Below are 14,190 nucleotides of genomic sequence, written 5' to 3' on the forward strand. Positions count from 1 at the left end.
ACAGAGCATCCACAGCCCCATCATCATTCATGGGCCTAGAGCACAACTTGTAAGCCGCTGCGTAATCTCAACCCTTGCGCGTGGTGCGGCTCTGTTGACCATCCACCCCCACCGGCACCTCACCGGCCAGGGTCACACGGCGAACCACCCGGGGCTGGGTGCCGTAGTCATCCACAGCGTAATGCTGGGTCGCACGGTTATCCCAGATGGCCACGTCCCCGGCCTGCCAGCGCCAGCGTACGGTGTTCTCAAGGCGCGTCACATGGCCCTGCAACACGGCGAACAGGTGCTGTGAGTCGGCCAGGGAATAGCCCTTGATACGCTTCACAAAGTGCCCCAGTTGCAAGACTCGCTCACCACTGACCGGGTGTACCCGCACCACCGGGTGTTCGGTTTCGTACACGGTTGAGGTAAACACCTTGCGGTAGTGCTCGAGCTTGGCAGGGTCCACGTCGGGCTTGAGCGTTGCATAGTCGTACTCGTTGCTGTGCACCGCCCACAGCGAGTCAGCCAGGTTGCGCAGCGCTTCAGGCAGTTCCTGGTAGGCCGCTGCGGTGTTGGCCCACACCGTGTCGCCACCCGACGCCGGTGCCACCACGCTGCGCAGGATGGACGCCTTGGGGTAGGCGTCGACGAAGGTCACGTCGGTATGCCACGAGTTGGCGCGCTGGCCTTGGGCACCGTCGAGCTGCATCAGATAACGGGTGTTCTCCACCACTGGCACGGTCGGGTGAGCGACCGGCTCGCCCAACAGTTTGGCAAAGCCTTCCTGGCTCGCATCGTCCAGATGGCCCTGGTCCCTGAAGAAGATCACCTTGTGCTGCACCAGCGCAGCCTGGATGGCCGCCACGGTGGCAGCGTCCAGGTCGGCAGACAGCTTCACGCCGTGGATCTGTGCGCCGATACGGCCGGCAACCGGTTGAATGTCGAGGTCAAGGGTGTGCGGCACGGTGGCCAGGGCAGCGTTACTCATGGTTGTGGTCCTTGCTTTGCTTGTGGGGGTTGAGGGTTCAGCGCGCGGCCTGTACCGCATGTTCCTGCTGCAATGCAGCATCGAGGAAGCGGGGTTCGACCCAATCGGCCACCTGGAAGCCACGGCGGATCAGGCGCTCCTTGGCAGCCAGGTCAACGCCCTGCTGCAACTGGCTGATGAAGCCAGGGTCCAGGCGCGGGTCGAAGTACTGGGCGAGGTCTTCCTTGGCCAGGTCATCACGCAGAATGCTGAGCGGCCAATTGGCGTTGCTGGCCACCAGTTCCAGGTAGGCCTCGCGGTTGCGTTCGTTTCGCAGCCAGGTGCTTGCCTGCTCCTGCGCGTTGACCAGGCGCTGCACCAGTTGCGGGTATTTGCGGATGAAATCGCCCGTGCCCAGCAACACCGATTGGGTACCCCCTGCCCCGAGCAGGTCGCGGGAGCTGACCGGTATTTCGACCAGGCCGCGCTCGCGCAACGACAGCAGGGTGGACAAGCCCCAGGTGGCGTCGATCTGCCTGGCCGCCAGTGCGGCGTTGGCAGCGTTGAAGTCGAGGTTGATGACTTTCAGGTCACGCTCGGTCAGCCCCTGGCTGGCGAGGGCACTGGCGAACGACAGCTGGTTGGCAGTGCCGCGGAATACCGCCACGCGCTTGCCCTTGAGATCGTGCAGGCTTTTGATACCCGAGCCGGGCACCACGCCCAGGTAGCTTTTTACCCCCCGCACACCGGCGGCCAGCACCCGGGTATCCAGCCCGTTGGCCTTGCCGACGATGGCAGCCAGGTCACCCAGGTAGGCAAAGTCGGCTTGCCCGTTGGCCAAGGCTTCGTTGACCGCAGGGCCCGCCCCCTTGAAGAAATGCCAGTCGATACGAATACCGTCTTTGGCGAACTCCCCTTCCAGCAGCTGCTGGTTACGCAACACATCCACCACGCCACCGGCACTGGGCTTGCTGCCCGCGCTCAGGTCCGGCACAGCGATGCGAATGCTCGATGGGTTGGCCGGTTCAGCGGCCTGAATGTTCAGGCTGATGGCCAGCCCAAAGGTGGTGATCAGATGTCGCAATGGGGTTTTCATGGCAAGGCTCCAGGGCAGGCCGCCGCCGGAAACACCCGGCGTTGAGGGCTGAAGCTAGGCCGCGCTGGATAAAAGCTACAAAGACCAAAAACTCATTTTTTTGTAACCGAATGGCATAAACGAGCGTTCATGCCTTCTGCGGGCAGGCTTGCAAAAAACGCATGGAAAATATGAGGAAAACGCAATGCCTGGAGGGTTTCATCAGGCGAGAACACCGTGCTCTTATCTCTTGAAGATCACCCATGGACATTTTTAATTCCATAAGTGAATAAACCACAAACCTTCGAGATTCGGCTGATGAATGGAGCTTCAGGCACAACACGATTCTGGCTGCCAAGTGCCCTGCCCGGCTCACACGCCGGTCAACGTTTCATGCGCCAAAGCCTGCCATGGCTGGTGCCTTTGACGGTTGCCGCCCTGTGGCTGACCGCGACACAACAGCACTGGATGAGTGAGCAGATCCTGCCCGCACCAGCACGGGTATGGGAAAGCGCCGTGGAGTTCGGCTCGGGCGAACTGTGGGGGCACCTGTGGATAAGCTTGCAGCGTCTGTTCTGGGGGCTGTCTCTCGGGATCGGCAGCGGCTTGTTGCTGGGGGTGTGGCTGGGGGCGTCACGCCAGGCGCAGACGCTGGTGCTGCCAACATTCATTGCGCTGGCACAGATACCGACACTGGCCTGGATCCCGCTTTTCATGCTGTTCTTCGGCATAGGTGAATGGCTGAAGCTGGTGGTGCTGGTCAAGGCCGTGGTAGTGCCGGTGACCCTGCACACACTGGTGGGCGTACGCGATGCCCAGCCCAAGTTGCGCGAAGCCGCCTTGGCCTTACGGCTGCCACGCCACCTGCTGTTGCTGCGCCTGCTGCTGCCGGCAGCCTTGCCGGCGTTTCTCACCGGCGTGCGGCTGGTCTTGGCCACGGGCTGGACATCACTGCTAGCCGTCGAGCTGCTGGCCTCGAGCGAAGGCATCGGTTACCTGATGGTGTGGGGGCGGCAGCTGTTCATGCTCGATCTGGTCATGCTGTGCATTCTGGTCATCGGCCTGGTGGGGGCACTGCTGGAGCGCAGTTTTTCGGCTTTGGAAAAGCGCCTGCTGTTCTGGCCACAAGCAGCCACAGGAGAGCAACGGCACGGGGCGGTGCCGCGCAGCTGGCAGAGCCTGCTGCTGCCCGTGGCGCTGCTGGCGGCGTGGCAGGCCAGCAGCCGCTATGGTTGGGTCGACACCAATATCCTGACCTCCCCGCTGCAGGTCCTGCATACGCTGCTTGACGGCCTGGCGGACGGCTCCTTACCCCAGGCGTTGCTGGCTAGCCTGCAACGCACCCTGACCGGCCTGATACTGGGTGGCGGTGCAGGCCTGCTGGTCGGGTTGCTGCTTGGCCTTTCAACCACGGCCGAACGCCTGTTCGGGCCCAGCCTGTCGGCCTTGCGGCAAGTGGCACTGTTTGCCTGGGTGCCGCTGCTCACTGCATGGTTCGGCCTGGGTGAGGCCGCCAAGCATGTCTTCGTAGGGCTGGCAGCGTTCTTCCCGCTGATGATCGCCACACAACGTGGCATTGCCAGCCTCTCGCCGCAGTTGGGCGAAGCCGCCCGCACCTTGCGCCTGAACCTGTGGCAACGCCTGCGCCTTCTGGTGCTGCCCGGCGCGGCGCCGGGCATTTTTGCCGGGCTGCGCCTGTCACTGATCTACGCCTGGCTGGGCACGATCGGGGCTGAGTACTTCATGCCCTCGGACGGCGGCATCGCCAGCCTGATGATCGGCGCGCAGCAATTGTTCCGCATGGACCAGGTGATGGCTGCCATGGTTCTGATCGGCCTTATCGGCGCCCTGCTCGGCACCCTTGGGCAACGCCTGGAATCACGCGCAACGCGCTGGAGAACCGCATGAACGCTCTAAACACTTCGCACATGAAAGCGGCCAACCAGGCCGATGTTCGCCCGCCGCTGGTGAGTTTCGAAGGGGTCGGCAAAGTGTTCACCGTCGATGGCCGCCCCTTCGAGGCCATCCACAACTTCAACCTGTCGATCCGCGAAGGCGACTTCGTTGCCATTGTCGGTGCTTCCGGTTGCGGCAAATCCACGCTGCTGCGCCTGCTGGTGGGGCTGGATACCGACTACAGCGGCAGCATCCAGGTGGATAGCAAACCCGTGAGCGGTATTGGCGGCGAACGCGGTATCGTGTTCCAGGAACACCGCCTGTTCCCCTGGCTGAGCGTGGAGCAGAACATCGCCCTGGGTTTGGTAAACGAGCACCTGACGCAGGGCGAGCGCGCCCGCCGCGTGCACGAGTTCGTGCAGCTGGTGGGCTTGGTGGGGTTCGAATCGGCGTACCCGCACCAGTTGTCTGGCGGCATGGCACAACGCGTAGCCATCGCCCGCGGCCTGGTGGCAAGCCCACGTATCCTGTTGCTCGACGAGCCTTTTGGCGCGCTCGATGCACTGACCCGCCAGCAACTGCAGGATGAACTGCTGGCCATCCGTGAACGCGCCGGCATCACCACCTTGCTGGTAACCCACGACGCCGAGGAGGCGACGTACCTGGCCGATCGGGTAGTGGTGCTGGAACCGCGCCCAGGCCGTATCAAGTCGGTGGTGCAGATCGACCTGCCGCACCCCAGGCTGCGCACAGGTGTTGCGCTGCACGCGCTACGTGAGCAGGTGCTGCATCAGATTACCGGGCACGGGGGCTACCTGCCGCCGCCAGCCCCGCGTGTCGAGGGCCTGCGGCCAGAGCTGATCGCACTATGATCGATTTGGGAGGCTTCAGCCGCGCAGGCCCTTGAGTTGAGCAGGCAAGAAAACAGCTACAGATCAAGGCGATGGACGACACCGGCCGAGATGGGTATCATGCGTGCGCGTTGCACTCGTAGCTCAGCTGGATAGAGTACTGCCCTCCGAAGGCAGGGGTCGTGGGTTCGAATCCCGCCGAGTGCGCCATATCAAAAAAAGCCCCAGGCCAGTGCCTGGGGCTTTTTCGTTTGTGCGACATGTCGCATTCCTGGTACTCCCGTACCACGGGCCATTAATGATAGCGTGGGCGTCTCCCCGTTTTCCAAAACGGGCCCACAACAATGATTGGCGAAAGAATGCGCGCACTCATGTACCTGAAAAACCTGATCACCACTTCCCTGCTGGCGGCCGGCATCGGCTTGTTCGCCCTGCCCGCCCAGGCCAACCTCAGCCAACAGCAATCCACTGCCATCGTCAAAGCCTTCGAAGGCAGCAACCCTGACGACTTCAAGCAGTTCCTCGGCAAGCTCAAGGGCAGTGAACTGGCCAAGGCCGACGACCTGGCCAGTACCCTGGATGCCTACCTGGCAGGCAAGCCCTTGGCAGCCGAGCAGCAGCATGAAGTGAACCGCCTGCTCGGCCTGTATACCCGCATCAAGTACGGCAAGGCCGCGACCGAAACCTTGCGTGAACTGGTTGCCATTCCAACCTTCAACGTCGACGGTACCCCTCAGTATCAGAACCCGGCGTTTTTGAAGATCGCCGACAAGATAAAGGCCTTGGCGCATGACTTTGGCCTGACCTTCCGCAACATCGACAACCGCGTTTACGAGATTTCGCTGGGCAGCGGCAAGGAAGTCGTCGGCCTACATGCCCACGCCGACGTAGTACCGGTGAACCCGGATAACTGGAAATTGCCCGACGGTACACGCCTGGACCCGTTCAAGGTCACCTTGGTGGGTGACCGCATGTATGGCCGCGGTACGGAGGATGACAAGAACGGTATCGTGGTGGCGATGTACGCGCTGAAGGTGGCAAAAGACGAAAACCTGCCGCTCGCACGGCAGTTCAAACTGCTGATCGACACCACCGAAGAAACCACCGGCGATGCCATCCCCTACTATTTCGAGCGCAACCCCACGCCGGACTACAACCTGGCGCTGGACGGCGGCTACCCGGTGGTCATCGCCGAAAAAGGCTATGGCACGGTCATGGCGACCTTCAACAAGCGCGCGGCCAGCGGCACCGGTGCTGAAATCACCGGCCTGACCGGCGGGCTTGCCACCAATCAGATCCCCACCACATCGGTGGCCACCCTGGTCGCAGACAACCCCGCTGCCGTGGCAAAAAGCCTGAGCGACGCAGGAGCCGACTATGTCAAACGTAATGGCGGCGACTTCAGCATCGAGGCCAAGGCCGAAGGCAACAAGGTGGTGCTGACGGTGGCCGGCGTGTCGGCGCACTCTTCCGAACCGGAGTCGGGCGTGAACCCGGTGGCGCGCATGCTGGGCTTCATCAACGGGCTGGGCCCACAGGTGCCGCTCAAGCAAAACCAGTTCACCGATGCAGCCCGCTACGCGGCAGAGAATTGGGGCCTGGACTACCTTGGCAACAAGCTGGGCATTGCTTACAAAGACGCCTTCATGGGGCCGCTGACCGCTTCGCCGACATTCGTTGGTGTGGATGACAAGGGCCTGAAGCTTGCCGTGAACCTGCGCATCCCCAAAGGCAAGCCCATTGCCACGATCCAGGATGAAATCGCTGGGAAGCTCGGCAAATGGAGCGAGCAAAGCCACACCTCGGTGGCATTCGACTACAGCCTGGACGAGCCGATGTACCGCAACCCTGAGGGTGAGTGGGTGAAAGCGCTGCTGGCAGTGGCCACCGAGAACCTGGGCATGAAGCACGAGTTCGGCACCTCGGCAGGTGCAACTTCAGTGCACGACTTGCCCAACGGCGTGCAATTCGGCCTGGCGATGCCAAACGTGAAATACACCGGGCACAACGACAACGAGTTCAAGACCGTGGAGCAGTTCATGCTGGACTTGCAGATCGTGAGTGAAATGGTCGCGCGTATCGGGCAAATGCCGAAGCTCTGAGGCGGGATTCACTGCATTCAGGCGGGGGCGGTATCAGCTGAAAAAAGCGCCTTGGCGAGGGTCATGACGTTTTTCAATCGGCTCGATGCCGTTTCCTGCATTGCCGTGCAGGCTGGCGTGCCGGATGCTTTAGTAACTCACGCACCACACCACCCGCAGAGGCCCGTATGAAGAACGTCGAGCAGATCCTCAAGAGCAAGTCCGAGCACCAGACCGTCCACACCATCGGCCCGGACGATTCGGTGCTCGACGCACTCAAGCTGCTGGCCGAGAAAAACATCGGCGCGCTGCCTGTGGTTGAGGGCAACCAGGTTATCGGAATCGTCAGTGAGCGTGATTATGCGCGCAAGCTGGTGTTGAAAGGCCGCTCATCCGCCGCTACGCCAGTGCGTGACATCATGAGTGCGCCCGTGGTGACCGTGGAGCCGAAGCAGAACCTGGAGTACTGCATGAACCTGATGACCAACCGTCACTTGCGCCACCTGCCGGTGGTCAGCAACGGCGAGCTGCTTGGGCTGTTGTCGATCGGTGACCTGGTCAAGGAAACCATTGCAGAACAGGCCGGCCTGATTGTGAAACTGGAACAGTACATCCGGGGCGAATGAGGCTGTCAGTGGTAAGCGCGCTCCAGCTCGTCCAGCTGGTGGTCGAAACTGCGCAGGCGCGCTGACCAGGTATACACCAGTACTTCCAGGTCTCGGTTGAGTACTGTGGTAGTGCCGTCGTATTGCGGCATTGCCTCGCCCAGGTCCAGCTGATAGCGCTCTCGCGCCATTGCCTGTGCCACGCTGGAGAGGTCACGGGCGTTGGCCAACCAGTGGTGATGGTGATCATGCACTTCACGGTCGAGTGCCCGGCATTGGCATTTCAGTGCATCCAGGCTCTGGTCGAGCGGTGTGCCCTTTAGCTCCCCCATCACCTCCTCGAAGGTTCGGCCTGAGTGCCAGTAGCTGCCCCAGAAGTACCGGTCGAACACCGTTTCTACACGGCGCAGCGCCACTTTGGTGTTCCAGATGGTCAGCAAGGTGTGGCCCTGCACCACTTCACGCTTGTTCAAGCGCAGCTGTTGCCAGGCGATCCAGGTGAGCGTGGTGAGTGAATAGGCGACGATAACCGCAGCAGCAGCGTACAAAAAATGCACAGCCTGGTTCAGGTAATAGGCTTGGCGGATACCGTAGAAGTAACTGGCCGTGAGCGTGCCCAGGATCAACAAGGCGCACCAGAAACCCGATGCATAGGGATCTTTCATCGCGCTATCCCCTTATTGTTTACCTGAGCATAGCAACGGCCAATCACCCTTCAGGTGCCGCTCGGCGCTTTATTTCTTGCTCGAATGCAGCGCCTCGTTCAACTGGTCGATCATTGGGATCCAGTCGGCGTCGGCGGTGTAGCTTTCCTTGAGAAAAGCGCGCTGGGCATCGCTCCAGAACGGCGCATCCACCAGCTTCACATCCTCGTCGAGGGGCGAATGGGTGGTGATGAAACGGTCGATTTCCACGGGGTCGTCAGGTAGACCCAGCTGCTTGAAAATCTCAGAAAAATGATGAGTCGGGCTATCCATGGTTCCTCCTAGATACCGGCTTCGGCTACTGAGCCAGGGCACGGCATGATGTGAAAGCTTGCTGAACGCGATCATCCGCCTGTGGATAGACCGCACGCAGCCAGGGAAGACTCGAAATAACCCGTATATTTGTCCGGGCGCTGCAGGTAGCGAGGGGCTGCAGGCAGCCCCTCGGCAGTCAGACCGGGGCGCGGCGCAGGGTTGCCAGGAACGTGGCAGCGCCAATGAACAGCCCGGCAAAGGTGCGGTTCAGGCGCTTTTGCTGCCGCGGCGTACGCAGCAGGCGCAGTACCCGCGAGGCAAGGCCGGTGTAACCGGCCATTACCAGCATATCGACAGCCACCATGGTCACGGCGATGGCAATGTACTGCGGCAGCAGCGGTGCATGCGGGTTGATGAACTGTGGCAGTACCGCCAGCATGAACACCAGGGCCTTGGGGTTGCTGACATTGACCAGGAAGCCGCGGAACACCAGGCTCAGCGGTTTGCCGATGGGGCGTACGCCAGATTCATCGGTCATGTCCAGGGGCAAGGCGCGCCATTGCTTGTAGGCCAGGTACACCAGATAGGCCACACCGAACCACTTGATGAACTGGAACGCGGTTGCGGAGGCGGCGAGGATGGCCCCCACACCCGCAGCGATGATGGCGATCTGCATGAGCAGCCCGAGCTGCAGCCCCAAGGCATTCCAGTACCCACGCCAGAAACCATATTGCAGGCCGCTGGACATCGAGGCGATTGCCCCGGCGCCCGGTGACAGGCTGATCACCCAGCACGCGGCAAAAAAGCCCAACCACACTTCCATAGACATCGCACACCTCGCTCGAACACATGTTGCAAAACGTTAAGCTAAGGCGCCGATGAAAAAATGACCAGAAGATTTTAAGGGGCTCGGCGGTAGCCCATCGCCAGCAAGAGGCTTGCCGGCGATGAGCTTAAGGCTCAACCCAAGGTTTCGAGCTCGGCCTGCATGCCTTCGAGGGTTTCCAGGGCCTCCATCCACGCTTCCTCAAGCTCGCCTTCACGCTGCTTGAGTGTGCTCTGGCGTGCCAGCAACTGCCGCAACTCGTCCTTGCGCGCAGCTTCATACAGGCCGCCGTCGCCAAGGGCGGTTTCGATCTCGGCCAGCTGAGCGTGTACCTGGCCAAGCTCGGCCTCAAGCTTGTCAGCGGCCTTCTTGTGCGGCGCCAGTTGCTGACGCAAGGCGGCAGCCGCCTGACGCGTGGCCTTCTTGTCGGTCTTGTCCGGGTTCACGGCCGCGCTGCTGGCCGGCGCACTGCGCTGGCGGTATTCCACCAGCCAGCGGCTGTAGTCGTCTAGGTCACCATCGAACGGCTCGACCTTGCCATCGGCCACCAGCAGGAAGTCGTCAGTGGTGCTTTTGAGCAGATGGCGATCGTGAGAAACCACCACGACTGCACCGGCAAACTCCTGCAAGGCCATGGTCAGCGCCAGGCGCATTTCCAGGTCCAGGTGGTTGGTAGGTTCGTCCAGCAGCAGCAGGTTGGGCCGCTCCCAGGCGATCAGCGCCAAGGCCAGGCGGGCTTTTTCGCCACCCGAGAAGTTCACCACCGGCTCGTCGACACGGTCACCATGGAAGTCGAAGCCACCCAGGAAGTCGCGCAGGGTCTGCTCGCGCTCGGCGGGGGCAATGCGCTGCAGGTGCAGCAGCGGGCTGGCCTTGTCGTCCAGCGAGTCCAGTTGATGCTGGGCAAAATAGCCCACAGCCAGGTTTTCACCCAGCACCAGGCGCCCTGCCAGGGGCTGGAGCTCGCCCGCCAGGTTCTTGATCAGCGTGGACTTGCCCGCACCGTTGGGGCCCAGCAGGCCGATGCGCGCCCCTGGCGTGAGCTGCAGCTTGACCTTGTCGAGTACCGACTTATCCGCGTAACCAAGACGGCCTTCAGACAGGCTCAGCAACGGGCTGGAGATTTTGTGCGACTCGCGGAACACGAAATCGAAGGGCGAATCCACATGCGCCGCCGACAGCTCTTCCATGCGTTCCAGGGCTTTGATACGGCTTTGCGCCTGGCGTGCCTTGGTGGCCTGGGCCTTGAAGCGGGCGATGTACTTTTCCATGTGCGCACGCTGCGCCTGCTGCTTTTCGTACGCCTGCTGCTGCTGCGCCAGGCGCTCGGCACGGGTGCGCTCGAAGGCGGTGTAACCCCCCTTGTACAGGTTCAGCTTGCGTTGCTCGACGTGCAGCACATGGTCGACCACCGCATCCAGGAAGTCACGGTCGTGGGAGATCAGCAACAGCGTGCCCGGGTAGCTCTTGAGCCAGTCTTCCAGCCAGAGGATGGCGTCGAGGTCCAGGTGGTTGGTGGGCTCGTCGAGCAACAGCAGATCGGACGGGCACATCAAGGCCTGGGCCAGGTTCAGGCGCATCCGCCAGCCACCGGAGAAATCACCCACCCGGCGATCCATCTGCTCATTGGTGAACCCGAGGCCTGCCAGCAATTTGCGCGCACGGGCGTCGGCGGTGTAGCCATCGGCGCTTTCCAGCTCGCTGTGCAGCCGGGCCAGGGCAGTACCGTCATGCAGCTGTTCAGCCTCGGCCAGTGCGGCCTGGACCTTGCGCAGGCGCACATCGCCATCAAGCACGTAGTCCACCGCCAGGCGATCGAGGGTATCGACCTCCTGGCGCATATGGGCAATGCGCCAGTCGCCAGGCAGCTGGCAGTCGCCGCCATCGGGCGACAGCTCACCGCGCAGCAGGGCGAACAGGCTGGATTTACCGGCGCCGTTGGCACCGATCAGGCCGGCCTTGTGACCGGTGTGCAGGGTCATCTCGGCGCCGTCTAGCAAGCGCTGCGGACCACGCTGTAAAGTGAGGTTGGATAGTCTGATCATGATGGTCGCGGAGTCTACCAGCTTCCTCGGCCCATAGCGCGGGTACAACCATGCAAAGCGACTTGTGGAATCACGCATTGGCCTTGTATGCCAGGCCCGGTGTGGAGGCAGCGTGCCTTGAGCTGCAAAGGCAAGGGGGGGACGTGTGCCTGCTGCTGTGCGCGACCTGGTTGCAGGCCCGCGCAGTGCCTTTCAGCGATGAGCGCGCGCACGCATTACAGGGCTGTGCCGGCCGCTGGCAACGGGAGGTGGTCGCCCCGCTGCGCAGCCTGCGCCAGCAATGGCGTGAAGCGGCTGGCAGTGACAGCCAACTGGCGCTGCTGCGTGAGCAACTGAAAGGGATGGAGCTGCAAGCCGAAAAAACCCTGCTACAACGCCTTCAGGTCTGCGCTGCACAGTGGCCTTGCGGGTCACCCGCTGGCGCAGGCGACTGGCTGGCCCGGCTTGCGCCAGGCTCTGCCAGGGGCCACGACGCGCTTGATCGGCTGCGCGCCGCGGCTATGGCGTATCAGGAAGCCGAAGACGAAGTCTGAACGGCGCCTGTGTCGGCCGTGGCGGTAGTGCTGCCAGTGGCCGAGTTGCTGCTGGCAGTGCCTGCCGGCTTGGCGTCAGCAGGCTTGCTGGCAGCCGCCCGCGCAGGTGCCTTGGCCGCGGGCTTGGCCTTGGCAGTAGAGGCACTGCTGGGCGACTTTGTTGCAGCGGGCTTGGCAGCAGGTTTTGCCGCAGTACGCGTGGCAGCAGGTTTAGCTGCAGGTTTCGCAGCTGACGTGGTGGCCGGCTTTGCTGCAGTAGCTTTGGCAGCAGGCTTGGCGGCAGGCTTGGCGGCGGCGGTTTTTGCAGCTGGCTTGGCTGCTGGCTTGGCTGCAGGGGTTCTGGCAGCGGGTTTGGCAGCAGGTGCCTTGCCTGCCGGCTTGGCGGTCGCGGTTTTTGCCGCAGGCTTGGCAGCGGCGGCCTTGGGTGCAGGCTTGGTCGCGCTGGCCTTGGCCGCAGGTTTGGCCGCAACGGGCTTGGCAGCCTGGGCGGCGCGCTGGTCCAGTGCCTTGGTGGCAGCTTCACGCACCTTACCCACGCCCTGTGCCAGCTTCAGGCTGTCCTGAGCATCACGCTTGAGTTGCTGAATATACGAACGCGTCTGGGTTTGACGGTCTTTCAAGGAGTCGAGCAGCTCTTCCAGCGCCCCCACTGCCTTTTGCGCCTTGGACTGCGACTTGGCTTTACCCGCCTTCGCGGCGTCTTGCAGTTTCAGACGGCCATTGTGCAGTTTCTCTTGAGCCTTGCCGCGCTGTTTCTCCAACTTGGCGAGTAATTTTTCCGCATCAGCCAGCGCTTGCGAGCAGGCTTCCTCCAAATGGTCGAGCAGGCTACCTGAAAGTTGTTGAAGCAGGTGTAAAGGCGTACTGACTGGCTTCTTTTTAGCCGACATGGCTTACCTCCTGGCTGACGAGATTACGGCTCATACTATGCTTCTGCTGCTGACGCCGCTAGGGCATGTTGACCGTAATATCCATGCCCTGTTGCATGCCGGGGCAAAGTTGCAGTAGCGCCGCCCGCCAAGTGTAGCGGCGGTGAACAGCCGCGCTGCAAGCAAAGGCTGGCATACTTGGCCCTTCATCCACACAGGGGCTGACCATGCCGCGCTATTTTGTTCTGGGTTTGTGCCTGCTGGCGCCTTTGTGCATGGCCGATAACGACGAGCACGACCTCGCCTACAGCCTGGGGGCCAGCTTGGGCGAGCGCTTGCGCCAGGACATGCCCGGCCTGCAACTGGAAGCCCTGGTCGAAGGCCTGCGCCAGTCGTACCAGGGCCAGCCGCTGAAGCTGGAACAAGGGCGTATGCAGGCACTGCTACAACAACATGAAACTCAGCAGGCGGATACGGCGACGCAGAAGTTACAAGCCGCCGAAGTGCGTTTCATGGCCAACGAGCGGGCGCGTCACGGCATACATGAATTGCAACAAGGCATTCTGTACAGCGAAATCCAACCCGGCAGTGGCGCTCAGCCAAAAGCGGCAGGCAAGGTGCAGGTGAACTACGTAGGGTGGCTACCGGATGGCTCGGTGTTCGACCGCAGCCAATCGCCGCAGTGGTTCAACCTGAACTCGGTGATCGAGGGCTGGCGGGTGGCATTGCCACAGATGCGGGTGGGCGCAAAGTGGCGCCTGGTGATCCCGTCGGCACTGGCCTACGGCGCCGACGGAGCGGGTGACCTCATCGCCCCCTACACTCCGCTGGTCTTTGAAATCGAGTTGCTGCAAGCAGGCGACTAGCGCAGCGCCTCAGGCCTGAACCGCGCCTTCTTCCTTGTGCGCGGTGTGCAGCACTTCGATCAGGCAGTCTTCAAGTTCAAAGCGTTCGTGCAACAGGCTGCCCAGCTTGCCAAGTTTCTCGGCAAAACGCTCAGTGTCGCGGCACTCGGCCTTTTCGCAATGGTCGTTGAACGCCAGCGCAATCTGGGTGATGTCGATAATCCGAGGGTTGATCTCTTCGGCCAGCTCCAGCGCTTTTTCATCGCCAAACGCCTTGGCTTCGCTGATCAGCTGTTCGCACACTTCGAAATGCCAGGCCGATACATAATCCACCAGCAAGGCGCAGAAGTCGCCGTTGGTGTCCTTGTCGGCAAAGGCAGGTTTCACATCACGCAGGGCAGCGAATGCGTGTACCAGTTCCTGGCGCTCCGCTAGCCAACGGTCGATCAGGTTATTTACCCCGCCCCAGCGTTCCTGAGCATTCTGACAACTATCTAGCATGGCGATCTCTTCCCTTTTGGGTAGATGCCGCTGCACCTCGTACCCGAACCTCGCGGCACAAAAGTGGATCAGCAGAACGGCATCGAGCCGTAGTATTTGCGTTATGCGTGCAGGCAGATTATTCCCGCACGTGCTGCCCTTCAAGGTACGCA

At 61.9% G+C, this 14,190-nt stretch carries 14 protein-coding genes and 1 tRNA gene; 7 read left to right on the forward strand and 8 right to left on the reverse strand.

The annotated features are described in order from the left end of the window. Positions 1 to 67 precede the first annotated feature (67 nt). Together PPA02S_RS21790 and PPA02S_RS21795 are read right to left on the reverse strand one after the other, a co-directional pair. Entirely contained in the window at positions 68 to 973 is a 906-nt protein-coding gene (locus tag PPA02S_RS21790) for a TauD/TfdA dioxygenase family protein (RefSeq protein ID WP_028635537.1), read from the reverse strand. Between the two features lie 37 nt (positions 974 to 1,010). Next, a complete protein-coding gene (locus tag PPA02S_RS21795) occupies positions 1,011 to 2,048 on the reverse strand; it encodes an ABC transporter substrate-binding protein (protein WP_028635538.1) in 1,038 nt (345 codons plus the stop codon). Between the two features lie 297 nt (positions 2,049 to 2,345). On the opposite strand from PPA02S_RS21795, the gene PPA02S_RS21800 reads away from it, so the two are divergent. From PPA02S_RS21800 to PPA02S_RS21820, 5 genes are all read left to right on the forward strand, one after another. After that, positions 2,346 to 3,935, forward strand: a complete 1,590-nt coding sequence (locus PPA02S_RS21800) for an ABC transporter permease (RefSeq protein WP_080667916.1) — start codon at positions 2,346 to 2,348, stop codon at positions 3,933 to 3,935. Then, positions 3,932 to 4,795: an ABC transporter ATP-binding protein gene (locus tag PPA02S_RS21805; protein WP_042141867.1), complete on the forward strand. Its 864-nt coding sequence runs from the start codon at positions 3,932 to 3,934 to the stop codon at positions 4,793 to 4,795. Before PPA02S_RS21800 ends, PPA02S_RS21805 begins: the two co-directional genes overlap by 4 nt. A 112-nt stretch (positions 4,796 to 4,907) precedes the next feature. Further along, positions 4,908 to 4,984: transfer RNA gene (locus PPA02S_RS21810), tRNA-Arg, on the forward strand. A 161-nt stretch (positions 4,985 to 5,145) separates the two neighbouring features. Continuing rightward, positions 5,146 to 6,876 carry a dipeptidase gene (locus PPA02S_RS21815; RefSeq protein ID WP_028635541.1) on the forward strand — a complete coding sequence of 577 codons (1,731 nt, stop codon included), beginning with the start codon at positions 5,146 to 5,148 and terminating at the stop codon, positions 6,874 to 6,876. 167 nt (positions 6,877 to 7,043) lie between these two features. Then, on the forward strand, positions 7,044 to 7,481 hold the full coding sequence (locus PPA02S_RS21820; protein WP_028635542.1) for a CBS domain-containing protein: 438 nt from the start codon (positions 7,044 to 7,046) through the stop codon (positions 7,479 to 7,481). Positions 7,482 to 7,486: 5 nt separating this feature from the next. On the opposite strand, the gene PPA02S_RS21825 is transcribed toward PPA02S_RS21820, so the two are convergent. From PPA02S_RS21825 to PPA02S_RS21840, 4 genes are all read right to left on the reverse strand, one after another. Continuing rightward, positions 7,487 to 8,125, reverse strand: coding sequence for an NADH:ubiquinone oxidoreductase subunit N (locus PPA02S_RS21825; protein ID WP_028635543.1), 639 nt, complete (start codon positions 8,123 to 8,125; stop codon positions 7,487 to 7,489). A 69-nt stretch (positions 8,126 to 8,194) separates the two neighbouring features. Next, entirely contained in the window at positions 8,195 to 8,437 is a 243-nt protein-coding gene (locus PPA02S_RS21830) for a DUF2789 domain-containing protein (RefSeq protein WP_028635544.1), read from the reverse strand. A gap of 178 nt (positions 8,438 to 8,615) precedes the next feature. Then, the gene (locus tag PPA02S_RS21835; protein ID WP_028635545.1) at positions 8,616 to 9,248 is read right to left on the reverse strand and encodes a LysE family transporter; all 633 of its coding nucleotides are present in this window, start codon (positions 9,246 to 9,248) and stop codon (positions 8,616 to 8,618) included. A gap of 131 nt (positions 9,249 to 9,379) precedes the next feature. Then, entirely contained in the window at positions 9,380 to 11,290 is a 1,911-nt protein-coding gene (locus tag PPA02S_RS21840) for an ATP-binding cassette domain-containing protein (RefSeq protein ID WP_028635546.1), read from the reverse strand. A 50-nt stretch (positions 11,291 to 11,340) separates the two neighbouring features. On the opposite strand from PPA02S_RS21840, the gene PPA02S_RS21845 reads away from it, so the two are divergent. Then, a complete protein-coding gene (locus PPA02S_RS21845; protein ID WP_033728222.1) occupies positions 11,341 to 11,823 on the forward strand; it encodes a TIGR02444 family protein in 483 nt (160 codons plus the stop codon). Here PPA02S_RS21845 and PPA02S_RS21850 read toward each other — a convergent pair. Beyond that, a complete protein-coding gene (locus PPA02S_RS21850) occupies positions 11,799 to 12,713 on the reverse strand; it encodes an AlgP family protein (protein ID WP_033728223.1) in 915 nt (304 codons plus the stop codon). The genes PPA02S_RS21845 and PPA02S_RS21850 overlap by 25 nt on opposite strands. A gap of 206 nt (positions 12,714 to 12,919) precedes the next feature. Between PPA02S_RS21850 and PPA02S_RS21855 the strand changes: the two genes are divergently transcribed. After that, positions 12,920 to 13,558, forward strand: coding sequence for an FKBP-type peptidyl-prolyl cis-trans isomerase (locus PPA02S_RS21855; protein WP_028635547.1), 639 nt, complete (start codon positions 12,920 to 12,922; stop codon positions 13,556 to 13,558). A gap of 9 nt (positions 13,559 to 13,567) precedes the next feature. Here PPA02S_RS21855 and PPA02S_RS21860 read toward each other — a convergent pair whose 3' ends face one another. Continuing rightward, positions 13,568 to 14,038: an Rsd/AlgQ family anti-sigma factor gene (locus PPA02S_RS21860; RefSeq protein WP_028635548.1), complete on the reverse strand. Its 471-nt coding sequence runs from the start codon at positions 14,036 to 14,038 to the stop codon at positions 13,568 to 13,570. Positions 14,039 to 14,190 lie beyond the last annotated feature (152 nt).

Source organism: Pseudomonas parafulva NBRC 16636 = DSM 17004 (assembly GCF_000730645.1).
Lineage (GTDB): Bacteria > Pseudomonadota > Gammaproteobacteria > Pseudomonadales > Pseudomonadaceae > Aquipseudomonas > Aquipseudomonas parafulva.

Excerpts from the sequence above, each read along its gene's own strand:
- PPA02S_RS21800 (WP_080667916.1), top strand. The coding sequence starts at position 2,346 with ATGAATGGAGCTTCAGGCACAACACGATTCTGGCTGCCAAGTGCCCTG.
- PPA02S_RS21830 (WP_028635544.1), bottom strand. The coding sequence starts at position 8,437 with ATGGATAGCCCGACTCATCATTTTTCTGAGATTTTCAAGCAGCTGGGT.
- PPA02S_RS21850 (WP_033728223.1), bottom strand. The coding sequence starts at position 12,713 with ATGTCGGCTAAAAAGAAGCCAGTCAGTACGCCTTTACACCTGCTTCAA.
- PPA02S_RS21840 (WP_028635546.1), bottom strand. The coding sequence starts at position 11,290 with ATGATCAGACTATCCAACCTCACTTTACAGCGTGGTCCGCAGCGCTTG.
- PPA02S_RS21855 (WP_028635547.1), top strand. The coding sequence starts at position 12,920 with ATGCCGCGCTATTTTGTTCTGGGTTTGTGCCTGCTGGCGCCTTTGTGC.
- PPA02S_RS21860 (WP_028635548.1), bottom strand. The coding sequence starts at position 14,038 with ATGCTAGATAGTTGTCAGAATGCTCAGGAACGCTGGGGCGGGGTAAAT.
- PPA02S_RS21820 (WP_028635542.1), top strand. The coding sequence starts at position 7,044 with ATGAAGAACGTCGAGCAGATCCTCAAGAGCAAGTCCGAGCACCAGACC.
- PPA02S_RS21790 (WP_028635537.1), bottom strand. The coding sequence starts at position 973 with ATGAGTAACGCTGCCCTGGCCACCGTGCCGCACACCCTTGACCTCGAC.
- PPA02S_RS21795 (WP_028635538.1), bottom strand. The coding sequence starts at position 2,048 with ATGAAAACCCCATTGCGACATCTGATCACCACCTTTGGGCTGGCCATC.
- PPA02S_RS21815 (WP_028635541.1), top strand. The coding sequence starts at position 5,146 with ATGTACCTGAAAAACCTGATCACCACTTCCCTGCTGGCGGCCGGCATC.
- PPA02S_RS21825 (WP_028635543.1), bottom strand. The coding sequence starts at position 8,125 with ATGAAAGATCCCTATGCATCGGGTTTCTGGTGCGCCTTGTTGATCCTG.
- PPA02S_RS21835 (WP_028635545.1), bottom strand. The coding sequence starts at position 9,248 with ATGTCTATGGAAGTGTGGTTGGGCTTTTTTGCCGCGTGCTGGGTGATC.
- PPA02S_RS21845 (WP_033728222.1), top strand. The coding sequence starts at position 11,341 with ATGCAAAGCGACTTGTGGAATCACGCATTGGCCTTGTATGCCAGGCCC.
- PPA02S_RS21805 (WP_042141867.1), top strand. The coding sequence starts at position 3,932 with ATGAACGCTCTAAACACTTCGCACATGAAAGCGGCCAACCAGGCCGAT.